The organism is Achromobacter sp. FW305-C-13 (assembly GCF_058783475.1).
The window spans coordinates 1753910-1771187 of sequence record NZ_JBYSYN010000001.1; the positions used below are offsets into that span (position 1 = coordinate 1753910).

The window sequence follows — 17278 nt, forward strand, 5'->3', positions numbered from 1 at the left end:
CTTTGTGCATTGTTTTTCAGGGGCTAGGCAGCCTGTTGCACAGTCTGCCGGTACAACTCCGTCTGCGAGATGGCCAAGCTCCTTTCCCAGGGCCACCGGATGCTTTCCTTCGCGGGCGTCAGGTCCACCGGTGCGCCGCCCAGGTACACCGCGCGGATGCGGGATTTGTCCTGCAAAACCTTGATATCGGCGCAGGGATCTCCGTCGATCAGCAAGATGTCGGCGAGCTTTCCCGCTTCCAGGGTGCCGACGTTCTCCGGGTCGACGGCGATGGCGGCGTTGCGGGTGGCGCACGTGATCGCCTGCAGATTGGACATGCCCAGCATCGTGACGAATAGCTCCGGTTCGCGTGCGTGCCACTCGCCGTATGGCGTGACGGCAAAGCCCGTGTCTGTGCCGCACATCATCGTCACGCCCTGTTCGTGAGCATATGAAAGGATTTTCTGGGCGTTGTCGACGTAGGCTTTGAAGCGGTCGATGCGCGCTTGCGTGCAACCGGCCAAGTGCCCCCAGTCGGCGATGTTTGCCATGAATGTCAGCGCGGGGCAGCAGGGTATGCCGCTGGCGGCCAGCTTGTCGGCTTCTTGCCGATTCATGCAGTCGGCATGCATGATCCAGTCCATGCCGGCCTCGATGCAGTCAACCACTGACTGTCCGCTGCGGGCGTGAGCCGTGACCCGCCGCCCAAGGCGGTGGGCTTCTTCCACGATCACGCGCAACTCTTCCGCGCGGAACGACGGCACCGACGCGATACTGCCACCGGCGGGCGTGAGGATGGGGTTCTCTCCGCTGGCTGCCACTTTGATGAAGTCGACGCCGTTCTTGACCTGTTCCCGCACCACGTTGACCATCTCTTCCCGGGTTCGCGCCATGACGCCGACGCCGGAGTCCGGCGCGCCGATCCACGACGGAAAGTAGTCGGTCAGGGCCACGTTGTTGCTCAGATAGCGCCCCGCCGCGGAAATTCGGGGCCCGGGAAACAAGCCCGCCTTGATGGCGTCCCGCACGGCGACGGCCACATACCAGCTGCCACCTGGATCGCTGAACGAGGTAACGCCCGCCTGCAGGACCGAGCGCGCGTGATAGACCCCGCGGATGGCGCGGTATTCCGCAGAGCCGTACAAGTCCTGTTCCTCGATCGCGCGGGCGACGCCGTAGCTGATATGGCAATGTGCATCGATGAGGCCGGGCATGACGGTCAGGCCTGAAGCATCAACGATGTCCGCCGCGCCCGCTGGAAGCGGCTCTTCGTCCCGCGACCGGGCCACGATGCGCGTAATTCGGTTGTTGTCGATTTCAAGCCAGGCCAAGGGCGTCGGGACCGCCCCCGTACCGTCGATCAGCGTTCCGTTGGTGATGTAGTGCGGCATGAGTGCTTACCTCCACGTGACGCCAGCGGATTGGTATTGCCCCGTCTTGCCTTCAAGGAACCCGATCAGGATCGCGTTGAAGTCATCGGGCCGCTCGTAGTAGGCCGTATGCGCCGCGCGGGCCAGCAGCGCCAGTCGGCTGCGCGGCAGCAAATCGCGCGCGGCGATACCGATGGCAGGAGGCACCACCTTGTCCTCTTCTCCCCAGATCAGTAACACGGGCCAGTCGTGCGCATTGAGCTTTGCGCCCACCACGTCCTGGTCCAGGTCTTGCGCGATGTAATCCCCCAGCGTGGCAAAGGATTCGGCTGCGCCCGGCGAGTTGTTGACCCGGAACTCCTCTTCCAGCATGGCAGGCGTGACCAGCACCGAGTCGAAGATGACGCGCTGCATTTTGGTGGCGATCCCGTCGCGGGTCTGGTTATTGGCCCCCGCCCGGATCCGCCCGCGGGCTTCGTCGCCGATGGGCACGAGTCCCATGCTCCCCACCAGCACGATCCCATCGACCTTGTCCGGATGCGCACAGGCGAACGCCGACACCGCATGCCCCCCGAGCGACGTGCCGACAATGACCGCACGCTGCACGTCGATAGCCTGCAGCACGTCATGCAAGAACGCTGCATAGGCGGGAACGGAACAGGCGACGCCCTGCCCCTTCGCCGCAAAGCCATGGCCGGGCAGGTCGACGGCGAATGCGTGATAGCCGGCTTGGGCCAGGGCATCCAGGTTACGGACCCAGCGGTCGGCGCGTCCCCCGGTTCCATGGACAAACAACACGACTGGACCGGAAGTCCCGGATTCGAGTACCCGTGTGCGGGTGGTGCCGGCATTGATGGGATAACTGATCATGGCAAGTTGTCTCCTTGATATTTAATTCACTGAATGAATTGACTATTCACAAATAGAACGCAAGAGCGGGCACAAATCTGGCTCGACCTATCCCGCCGGAGGAGCCGGCGGTTGGGGCCGACAGTGAAGCCGGACTTTGACAAATAGGTATCCTGAAGTAGAATAATTCACTAAATGAATTATCAATTCATAAAATACTACTGATCCGAATACGGCGGCGATATAAGGGATTTCACCATGACTACAAACTCTCAACCGCTTGTGGTTGGTTTATTGCGCGGGTTGTCGGTGTTGCGATGCTTCGACCACGGAAGGGAAATCCTGGGCAGCAGCGAAATCGCACGTATCACCGGCTTGCCACAACCCACCGTATGGCGTCTTTGCAAGACGCTCGAGCATGCCGGTTATCTCGTCACGACCGACGGTGGCACGCGGTTCCGGCCTGGCCTGTCGATCCTGACGCTGGGCTATGCCGCGCTGGACTCCCTGGAAATCGCGGAACTGGCACGACCCTTCCTTAGCGAAATTGCCGCCCGCTTCAATGGTGCCGCAAGCTTGTCCACGCGTGAAGGTGTCTCGATGTTGTATGTGGAACGATGTGAAGCCAAGGGCACCGTGCTGCACATCAATTTGCGGGTTGGATCAGAGGTTCCCATCATTCGGACGGGCACGGGATGGGGCTATCTGGCCGGACGCAAACCCGCCGAAAGGCAGGCCATCCTGGCTCAATGCAAAAGCGCGGATCCTGAGGCCTACCAACGATTCAGTGATCCCATGCAGGCAGCGCTTGAACAGTACCCAGCCGTAGGCTATGTCGAGAACGTCGGTGTGTTTTTCCCCGGCCTGACCACCGTGGCCGTGCCGCTCGTTTCCGAAACGGTTCAAACCGACTACGTGCTTAATTGCACGTCGCCGGCGGACGCCCTGAGTACCCCTGCCCTACGTGCCAAAGCGGGGGAAGCATTGAAGATGCTTGCGGAACGTCTTCGCCCCGCCATCCTGCGCAGGAACTGACGCTACGCGGCGCATTGCTGGCCTGCTGCTGCACACACACGGACCAAGCCCCTTTTACCGGCACTGCGCCTCTTCCAAATGCCGCGCCGTGGTGGCCGCTTCACCCGCGTTGCAACGTTGCTGCGAAGGCCTGCAATGGCGTATTGAAGCGCGCGTCAAATGCCGTCTTCACGTCGACCTTTTTCGGGATATAGCCCGACTCGGCAAATACGTCGGCGATGCATTGCAGCTCTTCGAAGACGGGCCCCGCGATCAACGAGGGCTCGCCGCCGCCGGGCGTACGGCGCGCGACCAGTCGGGAGACTTCGGCGTCCAGCCCTGCGCCGACCTGCGCCGCGGCCCATTGATCCGGATGCGCCTTGACCCAGGCATGCGAGCGCAGATCGCGCTTGATGAATTCCAGGATGGAGGCCTCGCGTGCCGGATCATCCAGGCTGTCCCGATTGGCATAGTGGAAGTTGTAGGCCGGGCGCGCGGGCACCGCCAATTGGCGCCCGCCGTGGCGGATTTCGGCGACGGCGGCGCTAGGATCCCAGATTGCCCACGCGTCTACCGATCCGTTGATAAAGGCGGACATGCCATCCGGCGGCGACAGGTAGACGGGCTTGATGTCTTCCCATTTCAGGCCGCTTTCTTCCAGCATGTAGCGCAGCTTGTATTCAAAGCCCGCGCCCTTCACCAGTGATACCCGCTTGCCCTTCAGGCCCGCGACGTTCTGGATATCCGATCCCTTCGGCACCACGATTTCATGGAACAGGATATTGGCGTAGGCGCTGCAGGCCACGGCTTTGCGCGGACGCGTAGCCAGGGCGATGACGTTGCCATCGCCGCCCGCCGTCATGTCGATCGCGCCTGAGGCCAGGGCCTCCAGCGCGGCCGGCGACGTGGGAAAACGCGACCATTCGATCTCGAAAGGCAGGTCCTGCAACTGGCCGGCCAGCTTCATGCGGAGGTCCGCGGCCAGCGCGCTGGGCACGCCGAAGCGCAGCTTGGCGTATTTGACGGCGGGCCGAGGTTGAGCGAACGCCCGCGGGGCGATCGCGCCCAACGCCAGCGCAGCGGAAGTCTTGAACAAATTACGTCGATTCATCATGACAGAAAGGCAGCCAGGGCCGGTTAACACTAAAGAAATCCTCGCGCGGACCTAGGCCGCGGCAGAGAGTGTGGGAACGCCCAATGCCGCCAGCAACTGCTGCTTGAGCGGCAACATGCGCGCATCGTCGCGCTGGCGCGGGCGCGGCGTCGAAACCGTGTGGTCCTGCACGATGGCACCGTCCTGCAGCACCAAGACGCGATCGGCCAGCATCACGGCCTCGTCCACATCGTGCGTGACGAGCAACACGGCGGGACGGTGGTCTTCGAACAGCTTTTGCACCAGCACATGCATGCGGGCGCGGGTCAGGGCATCCAGCGCGGCGAACGGCTCATCCAACAACAGCAACTGGGGCGATCGCACCAGCGCGCGCGCCAGGGCCACGCGTTGCGCCTCGCCGCCAGACAGCGTCAATGGCCAGGCGTCCAGGCGATGGGCCAACCCGACCTCCTGCAGCGCACGCTCGGCCAGCGCACCCGAATCCGCCGCGCGCAGGGCGAAAGTGACGTTGTCACGAGCACGCATCCAGGGGATCAGGCGGGGTTCCTGGAACACCACCGTGCGTACGTCGGGCACCTCGGCCCGGCCACTATCGGCGCTGTCCAGCCCGGCCAGGATGCGCAGCAAGGTGGACTTGCCCGAGCCGCTATGACCCAGCAGGGCAACGAACTGGCCGGCCGGAATCTCAAGGTCTAGCGCGTCCAACACCGGTTTGCCGCCGAATGACTTGCTCAACTGTGTGATGCGCACCGGACGAGCGCCCGGCTTGTCGCGTGCGTCTGCCATCAGTGCCTCACAAACGACGGACGCCAGGCGAAAACGCGCCGGTCCAGATAGCGGATCAACATATCGGTGCTCAGGCCCAAAAGCGCATAAACGATGAGGCCGACGAAGATGACGTCGGTTTGCATGAATTCGCGGGCATCCATGATCAGGTATCCGATACCGCTGGTGGCGTTGATCTGCTCGCCCACGACCAGGCTCAGCCAAGCCGTGCCCACCGCCAGGCGCAGGCCGACCAGGGCCGACGGCAGCGCGCCGGGCAGGATGATGTGGCGGATCATCTCGCGCCGTGTCGCGCCCAGTGTCCGGGCCGCTTCCACGATCTTGGCGTCGACGTGCCGGATGCCCGAAAACAAATTGATGTAGATGGCGAACGTGACGCCCAGCGCAACCAGCGCGATCTTGGGCGTTTCACCAATGCCGAACCACAGGATGAACAGCGGCACGATGGCCAGGTGCGGCAAGGTACGCAGCATCTGCACCGTGGCGTCGACGATGTCCTCACCCTGGGTGCTAAGCCCGGCCATCAGCGCCAGCGAGCCGCCAACCGCGATACCAATCAGGAGGCCCGACGCGGCACGCGCCAGCGAGACCACCAGATGATGCGGCAGTTCGCCGCTGGCCGTCAGCCTCCAGAACGTGTGCGCAATCGCCAGCGGCGACGGCAAGACCTCGGGCGATATCAACCCGGCCCAGGCCAGGCCCTGCCAGACCAGTACCAGCAACAAGGGGGTTGCCGCCTTGCGCCAGCGCGACGATGCAAATGCCCGGCTCATGCGCGTCCCGCCGCGTGGCGGGAACGCGGATGCGGCACTCCCAGGTTTTCGCGGAACGTCTTGCCCTCGTAGGCCGTGCGATACAGGCCGCGGCGCTGCAATTCAGGCACCACCAGTTCCACGAAATCGTCCAGCGCGTCGGGCAGGTACGGCGGGATGATGTTGAAGCCATCCGCCCCCTCGTTCTTGAACCATTGCTCCATCTCGTCCACGATCGTTTGCGGCGTGCCGATCAATGTGTGGTGGCCGCGCGCGCCGGCTGCCTTCAGGTACAGCTGGCGGATGGTCAAATTGCCCTCGCGCGCCGTTTGCAGCAGCAGCGCCTGCCGGCTCTGCCCGGCATTGGAGTTGCCCAGGTCAGGCACGGGACCATCCAGCGGATAACCGGACAAATCCAGGCCACCCAGCAATTCACGCAACAGGGCCAGCCCCACGGACGGATGGATGCGATCCTGCAGCAGGTCGAACTTGGCTTGCGCCGCTTCTTGCGTGGCGCCGACGAAAGGGACGATGCCGGGCAAGACCTTCACATGGTCCGGGTCGCGCCCCTGGCCGGCCACGGCATCCTTGATGCCGCGATAGAACGCCTGCGCCGCACCCAGGCTGCGCTGCGCGGTGAAGATGACGTCGGCATGGCGCGCGCCCAGCCGCTGCCCGGTGTCGGATGACCCGGCTTGCAGGCGCACCGGATAGCCTTGAGGCGGGCGCGGCACATTCAGCGGGCCGCTGACGCGAAAGAGTTCGCCCTCGTGGCCCAGCGTATGCAGCCGGGTCGGATCGAAGTACACCCCGCTGTCGCGGTCATACAAGAAGGCGTCGTCGTCCCAGCTGTCCCACAGGCCTTCGACAATTTCGACGGCCTCATGCGCCCGGGCATACCGCTGCGCATGCGCCACATGCTCGTCGCGGCTGAAGTTGCCGGCTTCGGCCTGATTGGCCGAGGTGATGATGTTCCACCCCGCGCGGCCCTTGCTCAGGTGGTCCAGCGACGCGAACTTGCGCGCCAGATGAAAGGGTTCGTTGTATGTGGTCGTGGCGCTGGCAACCAGGCCGACGTTTCGGGTAAGCGCCGCCAACGCGGACAGCAACGTGACCGGTTCCAGGTGGCTGACCAATGCAATGCGGCTCATGGCCTCGCGGTCTTGCCCGTACATGATGGCAGAGCTGTCGGCCAGGAAAAGAAAGTCGAACAAGCCGCGCTCGGCGCTGCGCGCCAATCGCGCGTAATAGTCGATATCCGTGGCGTCGGCCAGCGGTGCGTTCGGATGCAGCCACGCCGCAATATGGAATCCGGTGGCGTTGATGAGGGCGCCGAGCTTGAGTTGTCTGGACATGGAAAACGCCGTGCTTGATAGCGGTACGAGTCTTGAGGTCTGGGCATGATACGTATACCTATGCGCATTCTTTAAATTGATTCGAGCAATTAGCAAACGCCAAAAAAGCCATGTTCTTTCAAGCCCTTTGTGCTTCAGAATGACGCCTCATCCAAACAATGCAACCACGTATTCCTATTTGAAAAGGCGTCCTCATGACCGCACTCGTTACGCCCCTGCCCTCCGACATCCTGCGCTCGATCGACGCCAATGCGGCCGATGGCTTCCAGGCGTTGCGCGTCGCCGTGCGCGACGCTGGCCCCATCGACGAAGCCACGCGTGAGCTTGTTCTGATCGCCGCCTTCGCCACCGCTGGCAACGAAATCGCCGTGCGCGCACACACCGAACGCGCACTGGGCCTGGGCGTGACGGAAGACGCCTTGCGCCACGCCGTGCTGCTGACGCTGGGCGCCACCACCACGCTGATCCAGACCGTCAATGGCCTGAAGTGGATTCAGGAAGCTGCGCAGGCCGTCCAGGGCCAGCAGCATGGCTGACGCGCTGACGGTGGTATCCGCGGACGGCACTGCGCTGCACGTCGAAGTCCATGGCGACGCCGGCCCTGCGCTGCTGCTGGTGCACGGGTCCACGGCCACGGCCGCACGTTGGCGGCCCGTGTTGGCCGCACTGTCGGCACGGCACCGGGTGTATGCGCTGAACCGCCGTGGCCGTGCCGGCAGCGGCGACGGCCCGCAATATGCGATTGATCAGGAAGTGCAGGACGTGCAGGCGGTCATCGCCGCCCTGCCCGGCGAACGGCTGGTCCTGGTGGGCCATTCCTATGGCGCCATCTGCGCACTCGAGGCCGCCCTGCGCGAACCCCGGGTGCAGGCGTTGTCGCTGTACGAACCCCCGCTGCGCGACGCTGCCTCGGACGAAGACATAACCGCGATTGCCCAGGCCCGAGACGCCTTGGCCGCTGGACGCCTCGAAGACGCCCTGCTGCTGTTCTATCGGCAGGTGCTGAAGCTGCCCGAAGTCGCCATCGACGGTCTGCGTGCCCAAGCCAACTGGACGCAACGCGTGCAGATCGCCCACACGGTGGTGCGCGAAATCGCAGCGGTGCAACACTACCGCGCTCCTTGGCCGGCGCTCAGCCGCTTGAACATTCCCGTCCAGCTGTTCGTGGGCGAACTCAGCCTGCCACGCTTTGCCCAAGCGACGCGCCAATTGGCCGACGCGCTGCCCGATGTGCAGACCGAGGTACTGACAGGCCAGGCGCACAACGGCATTGATGGCGACCCCGCCGCCTATGCCAATGCTTTGCTGGCCTTCATCGACACCCCGCAAGACGGCGCGCGCAAACCCGACCTGACCGACCCGCGTTTCGCGGCGCTGTATGACCGGCCCGGATTCCTGATCCGGCGCCTGCACCAGGTATGCAATGAGATGTTCGGCAGCGCATGTCGCAGCCTCGACCTGACCCCCAACCAATACAGCGTGCTTTTCCTGCTTGATCGTTGCGAGGTGCTGGACATCGCCGGTATCGGCCGGCTGGCTGACCTGGATCGCACCACCACGGCCCTGGTGGTCAAGATCCTGGCGGAACGGCGCTTGATTGAAAAGCGCCGCAGCAAAATCGATCAGCGCAAATACGACGTCAAGCTGACCGTGGCCGGACGGCGGCATCTGGAAGAAGCCGCCGCGCTCTCGCAAGCCTCGGTGGAACAACTGCTGGATGCCTACACCGAGCAAGAGCGCGAGTCCCTGATGATGCTGCTGCGCAAGGGGGTACGACACTTCAGCAGAATGCTTTGACGGGTCTCGATCGAGAATATCCCCAAGCCGTTCAAAGCCGCAGTGGCGGTGCCCGGACTACAGGCAATCCAGCTTCAACCGTGATGCCAGAAAATCGACGAAAGCACGCACCTTGGCGGGTGGGAGCCTGTTCTCTTGCCAGAGCGCATGGATCGGCACCGGTTTGGGCTCGAAATCCTCAAGTATGGTTTCCACCTGTCCCGTGTCCAACAGGTGCCTGATCTGCCACATCGGCGAATAGCCGATGCCGAGTCCGGCGCTTGCTGCGGAATAGATCGCCGCCATCGTATTCGTGCGGAATGGCCCGCGGACCCCGACGTTGCGCGGCTTTCCGGCAATCTGAAAGGCCCACTGCCCTGGCCGCTGGTCAACCGTCCTGACGATACAGGCATGCTGGCGCAATTCCGAAGGGTGCGCGGGACGGCCGTGCGCTTCGAAATACGAGGGCGCGCCAAATACGACTCTGCGCAACGCCCCTAGCCGTTTGCCTTGCAAGCCGGAATCGGGCAGGTCCGCGATACGCACAACCAGGTCGAGGCCAGCACCCGAAAGATCGACAAAAGAATCCGTCAATTGCAGGTCGACCTCGACCTGCGGATACGCCCGCATGTATTCCGCGATGATCGGAACCAGGAAGTCGGGGCCGAACAGTATCGGCGCCCCCACGCGCAACGTGCCGGAGGGCGCCTTCCGGCGATCAGCCACTTCCAGCCTGGCCTCCCCTATTTCCTCTAACGCCGGCTTCACCCGGCGAAAGAAAGTCTCGCCCGCTTCGCTCAACGCCGAATGCCGCGTCGTGCGGTGGACGAGCTGAACGCCGACGTCCTCTTCCAGCGTCGCCAGGGATCGGCTGACGGCCTGCAACGTGCGATTCAGGCGGCGAGCCGCCTTCGTGAGGCTTCCCACTTCGGCAATATGGATGAATGCTTCAAGGTCTTCGAGGCGGCTCATTTTTCTCTCGGATATCGTGATTCTCTTTCAATACTGGAGCGTATTGTTCCACCAAACTTGAGAAAATACACTGGCTTCACTCATTCATCGATATCGAGGAGAAGCCCAGTGGAAAGCAATCAACCCGTCGTTCTGGTCGTAGGAGCCACCGGCAAATTCGCACGTATGGTCGTTCCTGAATTGGCGCGGCGCAACGTTGCGGTCCGCGCGCTCGTCCGCGACGAGGCACGCGCGGCTGTCGCGCGCTCGATGGGCGCAACAGAGATCGCCATCGGAGACCTGCGCGATGCTGGCAGCCTTGCCAGCGCGGTCCGGGGCGTCGTTGGCATTTTCCATATTGGCCCCGCCTTTGCTTCCGACGAAGCGGCAATGGGTATCGCCCTGGTCGAAGCCGCGCAGCAAAGCACGGTACGAAAGTTCGTATTCTCGTCGGTGATTCAGCCGACAAACACGCGTCTGGCAAATCACGCCAGCAAGATACCGGTAGAGGACGCGCTTTACTCGTCCGGGCTGGAATATACGATCCTGCATCCCGCCAACTTCATGCAGAACATTGGGTTGGCCTGGCCGTCGATCCGCGACCATTCCTGCTTCGGAGAACCCTTTCCCAAGGACACTCGGATCGCTCGTGTGGACTACCGGGATGTGGCGGAGATAGCCGCCATCGCCTTGACCGAGGACAGGCTGGCGTTCGCCACGTTGGAGCTATGCGCCGGCATGTACAGCCGCATGGACATCGTGGCGGCCCTGTCCGAAGCGCTGGGGTATCCGGTCGCCGCGCTGCAGCCCGGTTTCAGCGAATGGGCAGCGAATGCGCGTCTTCCTTATAGCGAGGACCAACTGCTTCTGCTGTCAAAGGTCCTCGACCACTATCAAGCCTATGGACTGGGCGGAAATAGCCTTGCGCTGCGGGCTGCGCTTGGACGGGAACCGCGTTCGCTAAATGTATATATCAACGACCTGATCGCCGATAAAAAACCGGCCATTGGGAATAAGGAGCATTGATATGCGTACAAATCCGCCCAGATCAATCCTGCGGAAACTCCCGCAGGGCTATACCCGCTTCTTGATGCCGCTGTTTCTTTCAGTTTTCATGTCGGCCATCGTTTCGGCGGTGGCCACCGCCACGAGCGTCGGTTTTGGCCCCGGCTTCATCACCAATTGGCCCAACGCCTGGGCCGCCTCCTGGATCGTGGCGTTTCCCAGCCTCTTGCTTTTACTGCCGCTCGTGCGCCGGATTGTCGCTTGGATGGTTGTCCAGCCGTAACCACGTTAAGTGCTCTGTGGCGCATGGCCAGGGCTTTCCCATACTACGAGGGCGCAGGCGCTCAGAAAACTTCCTTACTCGACGGCTCCAGGCTAAAGTGGCCCGTTGCCATGGATCGAGTAAGGATCGGTATGCCCAACGTAAGCCCGGATTTGAACGACAACGCGTTGTACAGAACCTTGCTGGAGTCAACCAAGGCGATTCCTTGGAAGATCGATTGGGCGACGATGAAATTCGCCTATATCGGCCCTCAGATCGAGACGCTGCTGGGTTGGAGCGCTGAAAGTTGGGCAAACGTGGAAGACTGGGCCATGCGCATGCATCCCGAAGATCGCGAATACGTGGTGAATTTCTGCGTCACTCAATCCCAGGCCGGCGTAGACCACGAGGCGGACTACCGAGCGCTGACCAAGGACAATGGCTACGTGTGGATTCGCGACGTTGTGCACGTCGTGCGCAACGATAAGGGCGAAACCGAAGCGCTGATCGGCTTCATGTTTGACATCACCGAACGCAAGAAAACAGAAGAAAACCTGCTGAGCCTGCAAAAGGAGTTGGAAGTCCTGTCCTTCAAGGATGGCTTGACGAACATTGCCAACCGGCGCCGATTCGACAGCAGCTTCGAATTGGAATGGGAGCGGGCGCGCAGCGAGCGCCAGCCGCTGTCCGTGTTGCTGCTCGACGTGGATTTTTTCAAACAATACAACGACTTATATGGCCACACGCAGGGTGACAAATGCCTGGTGGATATCGCCCAGACGCTGAGTCTGGCTCTGGATGGCCCTCGAGATCTTGTTGCGCGCTACGGTGGCGAAGAGTTTGTCGTGTTGCTGCCCGACGCCGATGCCGGGGTCGCGTTGAAGGTCGCTGAACGTTGTCAACGACTTCTTCAGAAGAAGAATATCCTGCATGCGCTGTCGCCGCATGGCAGGCAGGTCACTGTCAGCATAGGAGCGGGCACGGTGGTGCCAGAGGGAGAAGCGGAGCGCGCTGGCTTCATCAAAACCGTGGATCAACAGCTATATACGGCCAAGAACAACGGGCGGCACCGCATTGAGCATGTGCAGTGTGAGGCCTAGGCGGGTCAGCCTTCGAATTAACCAATGCCTGCAGCCTGAATGGACACGGCCCCTAACGGACACCGTCCAGCTCTGCGTGCACCTGAGCCGCAGTCGTGACTTGCCGGAAATGATGCTTCCACAAATCGGTGCCAAGCCGCCCTGTCCTATCCAATGACGAGCCGACCGTCAGGTCTGTCAGCAAGGTGGGCGTGAGCCCGGCATCGAACAATGCAAAGCCCGCAGCAAGCACGCAGGTTTCCGTTTGAATGCCGCATACCAACACCCGGTCGACCTGAAGGCGCTTGATGTAGTCGATGGTTTCGGGCGTCTGCGCATAGCCATGCTTGACGAAAACCCTCTCCGCATCCACCAGGCTCTGGTCTTCGATCGCCGGGTACCAACCCAGTTGCCGTTCAAAGGGAGTGACCTGCTCGTCATGCAGCTCGATCGACGCGATCGTCGGCACCCTCGCGGCAAGCGCGCGAATACCGTCTACCAGCCACTGCGGAGGGTTGAAGGTGGATTGGACGTCGACGACAAGTAATAACTGTCGCATGGGGGCTCCCTGCCTGATACCAAGGGGCACTATACCGCTCGAAGACGACAAGATCAGTGGGCAACGAAACGGTGTGCCAGCCGGGCCGCCGGCAGTGACGCCCCCGGCATCGCACACGACATCAAAGCCGGTACGTCTAGTTCGCCTTTTCCCCCGCGACAACCTCTGCGGCAAGATCAAACAGCGATTTCGCGCCCAAGTGGTACAGCAAGGCATGCTCCCCCGCGCGCAGGGAATCCGCCACCAGTTGGTTCGCCGCCCGTTCGACGGGGCACGCCGGATTGTCGTCAGCGGGCCCGATGGCGAAGACGGTGCCAGGGGCAATGGCTTCGTGGACATCCCGCGCGGTGATGGTCTCCAGCCCCCTGGCCAATACCCATCCGCCGTTGCGCCCGCCGGTCGACGTCACCATGCCGGCGCTGCGCAGTGCCGCCATGGTTCGGCGCACCACAACCTCGTTCGTATGCAGCATCTGGGCCAGCGTCCCAGACGTTGTCGTGCCGCCGCGCAAATGCATGTGGATCAAGACATGCAGCAATCGGGCAAGGCGAGTGTCATTGGCCATGGATTTGAATTACCGTAACTTTAACTGTTACGGTATTATAGCTGCACCGGATACTTCCCTGTGAGCTTCCCAGATGATCGACCTTGAAACGCGCGATGTCACCGTCAACGGCATCACGCTCCATGTCGCCACCCAGGGCGAAGGCCCTCTCGTCCTGCTGTGCCATGGTTTTCCCGAGACCTCCTATGCCTGGCGCCATCAACTCCCTGCCCTGGCCCAGGCCGGGTTCCGCGCGGTAGCCCCGGATTTGCGCGGTTACGGCGCCAGCGACAGTCCGGCGGATGTGGCGGCGTTCACGACGCTGGATGTCATCGGCGACCTGATCGCGCTTATTGACAACGAGGGGGCCGATAGCGCCGTAATCGTTGGAGGCGATTGGGGCGCCAATATTGCGTGGCAGGCGGCCCAACTGCGGCCGGACCGTTTTCGGGCCGTCGTCGCCCTGGGCGTTCCGATGATGCGCAGAGCGCCGATCGCGCCCAGCCGCCTGTTCCCGAAAACCGAGTCCGCCGCGTTCTACACGCACTACTTCAACGAGCCGGGCATCGCCGAACAGGAATTCGAGCGCGACGTCGGCGCGACATTGCGCGCCCTCTACTTCGCGGCTTCAGGCGACGCCGGACCGCGTGACGACCCCGGCACACCCAATCCTTTTGGCATGGTGGCCAACGGGCAAGGCCTGCTGGATGCGCTGCCCGCTCCCCGGACGTTGCCGGCCTGGCTCACACCGTCGGATCTGGATGTCTTTGTCCGAAGTTTCACAACCAGCGGCTTTCGTGGCGGACTCAACTATTACCGGAATCTGGACCGCAATTGGGCGCTGCAAGCGGCTCTGGACGGAAAGCAAGTAGAAGTGCCCGCCCTTTTTCTGGTCGGGGAACGGGACACCGGCCTGGCGATTCCCGGCATGGATCAGATCATCAAAGCCATGCCCGCCCTGGTTCCGCAATTGCGCGCCGCTGAAGTCATTCCCGGAGCGGGGCATTGGCTGCAACAAGAGGCGCCCGAGGCCGTCAACCGCGCGCTCGTCGATTTCCTGAAGAGCCTGCAACATGGGACAGCCGCTGGCGCGTGAACGGTAGACTTGACGTCCCGCCAGGCTACTATGCCGCGCTTGTGCCGGAGCCCCCCGGCAACAATCGGCGCTGCATTCAGGAGAAAAAGACCAATGGGAATGGAATACAAGATCAAGTTCACCGTTCCGACCAACTACGATCCCTCGCTGTTTGCCAAGAAACTGCCAAGCCCGATCGACCTGCCTTCAAGGGCGGAAATCTACAGTTATTCGCTTGAGCAGGACGGGTTCTACTTCGTGGACCACCTCGTTGACCGGCCGATTGCCTCAATGGCGCTTCGGATAGTCATTGATGAAGCGCTGAGCCACGCTGGGCATATTGAAGTCTTCGAACCCGGAGAACCCCCGCGCCAGTTGTTCGCCGAAGACCGTCTCGACGCCTGGTTCGACGGTTCCACCATATGTGTCGTTGCAACGGGCACGCACGGCGACCCGCTGGATTTGGGCGACGCCGAGGTCCGGGCGCTTATCGCCAAGCTTCAGCATTGCCTCGCGCAATCCCAAGCCGCAGATCAATAGAACGTTCGTCGTGCAGTCGCGACTTGCCCCGCAGCAGGCCTGCGGGCAGTTGGCGGCATGCCACTTGCTGCTGGACAGCGCGGCGCGTGAGGTCCCAGTGCGCCGCGGGTCACCTCCAAGGGACCAACAACCAGGAGCAACCATGGCGACACTAAAAGATCTGAACGTGGCGATTCTTGCAACCGACGGCTTCGAACAGGTGGAGTTGACCGGGCCGCGCCACAGCCTTCAGGCGGAAGGCGCGCGCACCGTGCTGATTTCCGCGCGTACCGATCCCATTTTGGGGATGCACCACGACAAGCCGGGCGATCGCTTCCCGGTGGATCTGACGTTTCTGCAAGCGGCGACAGAGCCGGGCGTGTTCGACGCGCTGCTGCTGCCGGGCGGCGTGGTCAATGCGGACGAGATCCGCATGCAACCCAAGGCGCAGGAGTTCGTGCGGGCGATGTTCGATGCGGGCAAGCCCGTGGCCGTCATCTGCCACGGCGCGTGGCTACTGATCTCAGCCGGCGTGGTGAAGGGGCGAAAGATGACTAGCTGGCCGTCACTGCAGGACGACCTGCGCAACGCCGGGGCGGAATGGGTCGACGAGGAGGTCGTCGTTGACGGCAGGCTGGTCTCCAGTCGAAAACCGGACGATATTCCGGCCTTCAATCGGGCATTCATCGAAGTTCTGCAGGCAGCGCGTCGCTGACGCCTGCCCAGAGCCGGGCGGCGGGACCGGCCCCGTATACGAACGGCGCTACAATCCTCGGCGGTTTTTGCCCTTGGGCCTCCGCTCAGGAGAGACACCGCAGCCCGCGTCGCGCCTGCCCTGCCTCCCTCTGATTCTTCATGGCAGTAATCCGGCCAGGCCGGATGCATTCCGCTTTTCGCGATCGAGGATTTCATGTCTCGGCAGTTGTTGGCCCTTGTCCTGGGGCCGCTTCTTGGCTTGTTCGTTGTCTGCATCGGCAACGCTTTCATTTCTTCCCTGACCACCCTTCGACTGGACGCCGCCGGCGAGTCCGCCACCGTCATTGGCTGGATTTCGTCGTCGTATTTCATCGGCCTGACGCTGGGCGCGATCTTCAACGACCGGCTGATCGTGCGCATCGGCCATATCCGCGCCTACAGCAGTTTTGCGTCGCTGATCGCGGTGACGGTGCTGCTGCAGGGCCTGATCTTCGGTGCCGGGCCGTGGTTCGTGTTGCGGCTGATCAACGGCTGGGCAAGCGTCGGCGTCTTCCTGGTGGTGGAAAGCTGGCTGTTGCTGGCCGGCGATCCGAAAATGCGCGGGCGCCTGCTGGCGTTCTACATGATCTCTCTGTACGGCTCCGGCATGCTGGGCCAGGTCCAGCTTGGCGCCCTCACCCAGCTGGGCGATATGGCGCCCTTCATGGTGGCGGGGCTGCTGGCCTCGCTGTCGGTCATGCCGATGGTGATCATTCCGCGCATCTCGCCCCTGGTGGAACGCGTCGAACCATTGATGCCGCAGCATCTGATCCGCATGACGCCCACCGGAGTCATGGGCTGCTTCGGCTCGGGGGTGGCCATTGCGGCGGTCTACACCTTGCTGCCGCTGTACCTGCAGCGCATCGGCCTGGACGTGGCCGAAGTGGGCAAGATGATGGGCGCCGTGATCCTGGGCGCCATGGTGCTGCAGTATCCCGTTGGCCGCTGGTCCGACCTGCGCGACCGCCAGGTCGTGCTGATTGCGCTGGCGGTGTTCTGCACGGTGTTGAGTCTGTTGATCCTGCTGCTGCCCGCCGGCTCGCCGCTGCTGATCGTCTTGCTGTTCCTGTTGGGCGGCGGCGTATTCGCCATCTATCCCGTGGCAGTCAGCCACGCCGCGGACCGTGCGCCCGCGGATGCCCTAGTGCGCATGATCCAGGGCTTGCTGCTGATCAATTCGCTGGGGTCGGCGCTCAGCCCGCTGGCGATTTCGCAGGTGATGGCGAAGTACGGCGCAGCCGGGCTGTTCTGGTGTTTCGCCGTGCTGAACGTGAGCCTGATGGCCTTCTTCATGTGGCGCCGCCGCGAACGCCCTGCCCCGTCACCCGTCGCGCCCTTTGCCGCGGCCGCCCAGATGTCGCCGGCTGGCGTCGAGCTGCGCGTCACCGAGGATCTGGTCCAGGGCGCCCTGGACCATGAGATGACCGAAGACCTGACCAATGTGGTTCCTGGCATGGATGCGGCCGAACCCGTGCTGTCGGCCGCACAGGAAACGCCGCCCGTATCGGGCGGCGGCTGACCCGTCCATCCGGCGGGGACGCCGATCCCCGCCGT

19 protein-coding genes are annotated in these 17278 nt (G+C 62.8%); 10 read left to right on the forward strand and 9 right to left on the reverse strand.

The genetic code is table 11. From position 1 onward, the window contains the following. Window positions 1–23 precede the first annotated feature (23 nt). Window positions 24–1370 carry a metal-dependent hydrolase family protein gene (locus AC3WMU_RS07820; RefSeq protein ID WP_492282136.1) on the reverse strand — a complete coding sequence of 449 codons (1347 nt, stop codon included), beginning with the start codon at window positions 1368–1370 and terminating at the stop codon, window positions 24–26. A 6-nt stretch (window positions 1371–1376) separates the two neighbouring features. After that, window positions 1377–2219 (reverse strand): alpha/beta fold hydrolase, encoded by an 843-nt coding sequence (locus tag AC3WMU_RS07825; protein ID WP_454676835.1) that lies wholly within the window; start codon window positions 2217–2219, stop codon window positions 1377–1379. A 237-nt stretch (window positions 2220–2456) separates the two neighbouring features. Between AC3WMU_RS07825 and AC3WMU_RS07830 the strand changes: the two genes are divergently transcribed. Continuing rightward, window positions 2457–3233, forward strand: coding sequence for an IclR family transcriptional regulator (locus AC3WMU_RS07830; RefSeq protein WP_492282137.1), 777 nt, complete (start codon window positions 2457–2459; stop codon window positions 3231–3233). A gap of 100 nt (window positions 3234–3333) precedes the next feature. On the opposite strand, the gene AC3WMU_RS07835 is transcribed toward AC3WMU_RS07830, so the two are convergent. From AC3WMU_RS07835 to AC3WMU_RS07850, 4 genes are all read right to left on the reverse strand, one after another. Beyond that, window positions 3334–4308 (reverse strand): ABC transporter substrate-binding protein, encoded by a 975-nt coding sequence (locus tag AC3WMU_RS07835; RefSeq protein WP_492282138.1) that lies wholly within the window; start codon window positions 4306–4308, stop codon window positions 3334–3336. Between the two features lie 69 nt (window positions 4309–4377). Continuing rightward, window positions 4378–5112: an ABC transporter ATP-binding protein gene (locus AC3WMU_RS07840; protein ID WP_492282139.1), complete on the reverse strand. Its 735-nt coding sequence runs from the start codon at window positions 5110–5112 to the stop codon at window positions 4378–4380. Continuing rightward, entirely contained in the window at window positions 5112–5885 is a 774-nt protein-coding gene (locus AC3WMU_RS07845) for an ABC transporter permease (protein ID WP_280027547.1), read from the reverse strand. Before AC3WMU_RS07845 ends, AC3WMU_RS07840 begins: the two co-directional genes overlap by 1 nt. Beyond that, a complete protein-coding gene (locus tag AC3WMU_RS07850; protein WP_492282140.1) occupies window positions 5882–7219 on the reverse strand; it encodes an LLM class flavin-dependent oxidoreductase in 1338 nt (445 codons plus the stop codon). Before AC3WMU_RS07850 ends, AC3WMU_RS07845 begins: the two co-directional genes overlap by 4 nt. A 194-nt stretch (window positions 7220–7413) precedes the next feature. Here AC3WMU_RS07850 and AC3WMU_RS07855 point away from each other — a divergent pair, with 194 nt between their 5' ends. Beyond that, window positions 7414–7755 (forward strand): carboxymuconolactone decarboxylase family protein, encoded by a 342-nt coding sequence (locus AC3WMU_RS07855; RefSeq protein WP_492282141.1) that lies wholly within the window; start codon window positions 7414–7416, stop codon window positions 7753–7755. Continuing rightward, window positions 7748–9016, forward strand: coding sequence for an alpha/beta fold hydrolase (locus AC3WMU_RS07860; RefSeq protein ID WP_492282142.1), 1269 nt, complete (start codon window positions 7748–7750; stop codon window positions 9014–9016). The genes AC3WMU_RS07855 and AC3WMU_RS07860 overlap by 8 nt, the downstream gene beginning before the upstream one ends. 57 nt (window positions 9017–9073) lie before the next feature. Here the strand turns inward: AC3WMU_RS07860 and AC3WMU_RS07865 are convergent, their stop codons facing one another. Further along, window positions 9074–9967, reverse strand: coding sequence for a LysR family transcriptional regulator (locus tag AC3WMU_RS07865; protein ID WP_006223180.1), 894 nt, complete (start codon window positions 9965–9967; stop codon window positions 9074–9076). A 108-nt stretch (window positions 9968–10075) separates the two neighbouring features. Here AC3WMU_RS07865 and AC3WMU_RS07870 point away from each other — a divergent pair, with 108 nt between their 5' ends. The 3 genes from AC3WMU_RS07870 (at window position 10076) to AC3WMU_RS07880 (ending at window position 12313) form a co-directional block, all read left to right on the forward strand. Next, on the forward strand, window positions 10076–10972 hold the full coding sequence (locus AC3WMU_RS07870; RefSeq protein WP_006223181.1) for an NmrA/HSCARG family protein: 897 nt from the start codon (window positions 10076–10078) through the stop codon (window positions 10970–10972). Window position 10973: 1 nt separating this feature from the next. Continuing rightward, the gene (locus AC3WMU_RS07875; protein ID WP_006223183.1) at window positions 10974–11234 is read left to right on the forward strand and encodes a DUF2798 domain-containing protein; all 261 of its coding nucleotides are present in this window, start codon (window positions 10974–10976) and stop codon (window positions 11232–11234) included. 131 nt (window positions 11235–11365) lie between these two features. After that, window positions 11366–12313, forward strand: a complete 948-nt coding sequence (locus AC3WMU_RS07880) for a sensor domain-containing diguanylate cyclase (RefSeq protein ID WP_006223184.1) — start codon at window positions 11366–11368, stop codon at window positions 12311–12313. Window positions 12314–12365: 52 nt separating this feature from the next. On the opposite strand, the gene AC3WMU_RS07885 is transcribed toward AC3WMU_RS07880, so the two are convergent. Both AC3WMU_RS07885 and AC3WMU_RS07890 read right to left on the reverse strand, forming a co-directional pair. Continuing rightward, window positions 12366–12851: an isochorismatase family protein gene (locus tag AC3WMU_RS07885; protein ID WP_006223185.1), complete on the reverse strand. Its 486-nt coding sequence runs from the start codon at window positions 12849–12851 to the stop codon at window positions 12366–12368. Between the two features lie 136 nt (window positions 12852–12987). Next, on the reverse strand, window positions 12988–13416 hold the full coding sequence (locus AC3WMU_RS07890) for an RrF2 family transcriptional regulator (protein WP_006223187.1): 429 nt from the start codon (window positions 13414–13416) through the stop codon (window positions 12988–12990). 73 nt (window positions 13417–13489) lie between these two features. Here AC3WMU_RS07890 and AC3WMU_RS07895 point away from each other — a divergent pair, with 73 nt between their 5' ends. The 4 genes from AC3WMU_RS07895 to AC3WMU_RS07910 all read left to right on the forward strand — a co-directional run bounded on the left by AC3WMU_RS07895 (window position 13490) and on the right by AC3WMU_RS07910 (window position 17243). Beyond that, a complete protein-coding gene (locus AC3WMU_RS07895; RefSeq protein ID WP_006223188.1) occupies window positions 13490–14491 on the forward strand; it encodes an alpha/beta fold hydrolase in 1002 nt (333 codons plus the stop codon). A gap of 99 nt (window positions 14492–14590) precedes the next feature. After that, window positions 14591–15010 carry a hypothetical protein gene (locus tag AC3WMU_RS07900; protein WP_234704753.1) on the forward strand — a complete coding sequence of 140 codons (420 nt, stop codon included), beginning with the start codon at window positions 14591–14593 and terminating at the stop codon, window positions 15008–15010. 142 nt (window positions 15011–15152) lie between these two features. Next, window positions 15153–15704, forward strand: a complete 552-nt coding sequence (locus tag AC3WMU_RS07905; protein WP_006223191.1) for a type 1 glutamine amidotransferase domain-containing protein — start codon at window positions 15153–15155, stop codon at window positions 15702–15704. A gap of 195 nt (window positions 15705–15899) precedes the next feature. Then, on the forward strand, window positions 15900–17243 hold the full coding sequence (locus tag AC3WMU_RS07910) for an MFS transporter (RefSeq protein WP_035212552.1): 1344 nt from the start codon (window positions 15900–15902) through the stop codon (window positions 17241–17243). Window positions 17244–17278: the final 35 nt, after the last annotated feature.

Excerpts from the sequence above, each read along its gene's own strand:
- AC3WMU_RS07820 (WP_492282136.1), bottom strand. The coding sequence starts at position 1,370 with ATGCCGCACTACATCACCAACGGAACGCTGATCGACGGTACGGGGGCG.
- AC3WMU_RS07825 (WP_454676835.1), bottom strand. The coding sequence starts at position 2,219 with ATGATCAGTTATCCCATCAATGCCGGCACCACCCGCACACGGGTACTC.
- AC3WMU_RS07830 (WP_492282137.1), top strand. The coding sequence starts at position 2,457 with ATGACTACAAACTCTCAACCGCTTGTGGTTGGTTTATTGCGCGGGTTG.
- AC3WMU_RS07840 (WP_492282139.1), bottom strand. The coding sequence starts at position 5,112 with ATGGCAGACGCACGCGACAAGCCGGGCGCTCGTCCGGTGCGCATCACA.
- AC3WMU_RS07845 (WP_280027547.1), bottom strand. The coding sequence starts at position 5,885 with ATGAGCCGGGCATTTGCATCGTCGCGCTGGCGCAAGGCGGCAACCCCC.
- AC3WMU_RS07850 (WP_492282140.1), bottom strand. The coding sequence starts at position 7,219 with ATGTCCAGACAACTCAAGCTCGGCGCCCTCATCAACGCCACCGGATTC.
- AC3WMU_RS07855 (WP_492282141.1), top strand. The coding sequence starts at position 7,414 with ATGACCGCACTCGTTACGCCCCTGCCCTCCGACATCCTGCGCTCGATC.
- AC3WMU_RS07860 (WP_492282142.1), top strand. The coding sequence starts at position 7,748 with ATGGCTGACGCGCTGACGGTGGTATCCGCGGACGGCACTGCGCTGCAC.
- AC3WMU_RS07865 (WP_006223180.1), bottom strand. The coding sequence starts at position 9,967 with ATGAGCCGCCTCGAAGACCTTGAAGCATTCATCCATATTGCCGAAGTG.
- AC3WMU_RS07875 (WP_006223183.1), top strand. The coding sequence starts at position 10,974 with ATGCGTACAAATCCGCCCAGATCAATCCTGCGGAAACTCCCGCAGGGC.
- AC3WMU_RS07880 (WP_006223184.1), top strand. The coding sequence starts at position 11,366 with ATGCCCAACGTAAGCCCGGATTTGAACGACAACGCGTTGTACAGAACC.
- AC3WMU_RS07885 (WP_006223185.1), bottom strand. The coding sequence starts at position 12,851 with ATGCGACAGTTATTACTTGTCGTCGACGTCCAATCCACCTTCAACCCT.
- AC3WMU_RS07890 (WP_006223187.1), bottom strand. The coding sequence starts at position 13,416 with ATGGCCAATGACACTCGCCTTGCCCGATTGCTGCATGTCTTGATCCAC.
- AC3WMU_RS07895 (WP_006223188.1), top strand. The coding sequence starts at position 13,490 with ATGATCGACCTTGAAACGCGCGATGTCACCGTCAACGGCATCACGCTC.
- AC3WMU_RS07900 (WP_234704753.1), top strand. The coding sequence starts at position 14,591 with ATGGAATACAAGATCAAGTTCACCGTTCCGACCAACTACGATCCCTCG.
- AC3WMU_RS07905 (WP_006223191.1), top strand. The coding sequence starts at position 15,153 with ATGGCGACACTAAAAGATCTGAACGTGGCGATTCTTGCAACCGACGGC.
- AC3WMU_RS07910 (WP_035212552.1), top strand. The coding sequence starts at position 15,900 with ATGTCTCGGCAGTTGTTGGCCCTTGTCCTGGGGCCGCTTCTTGGCTTG.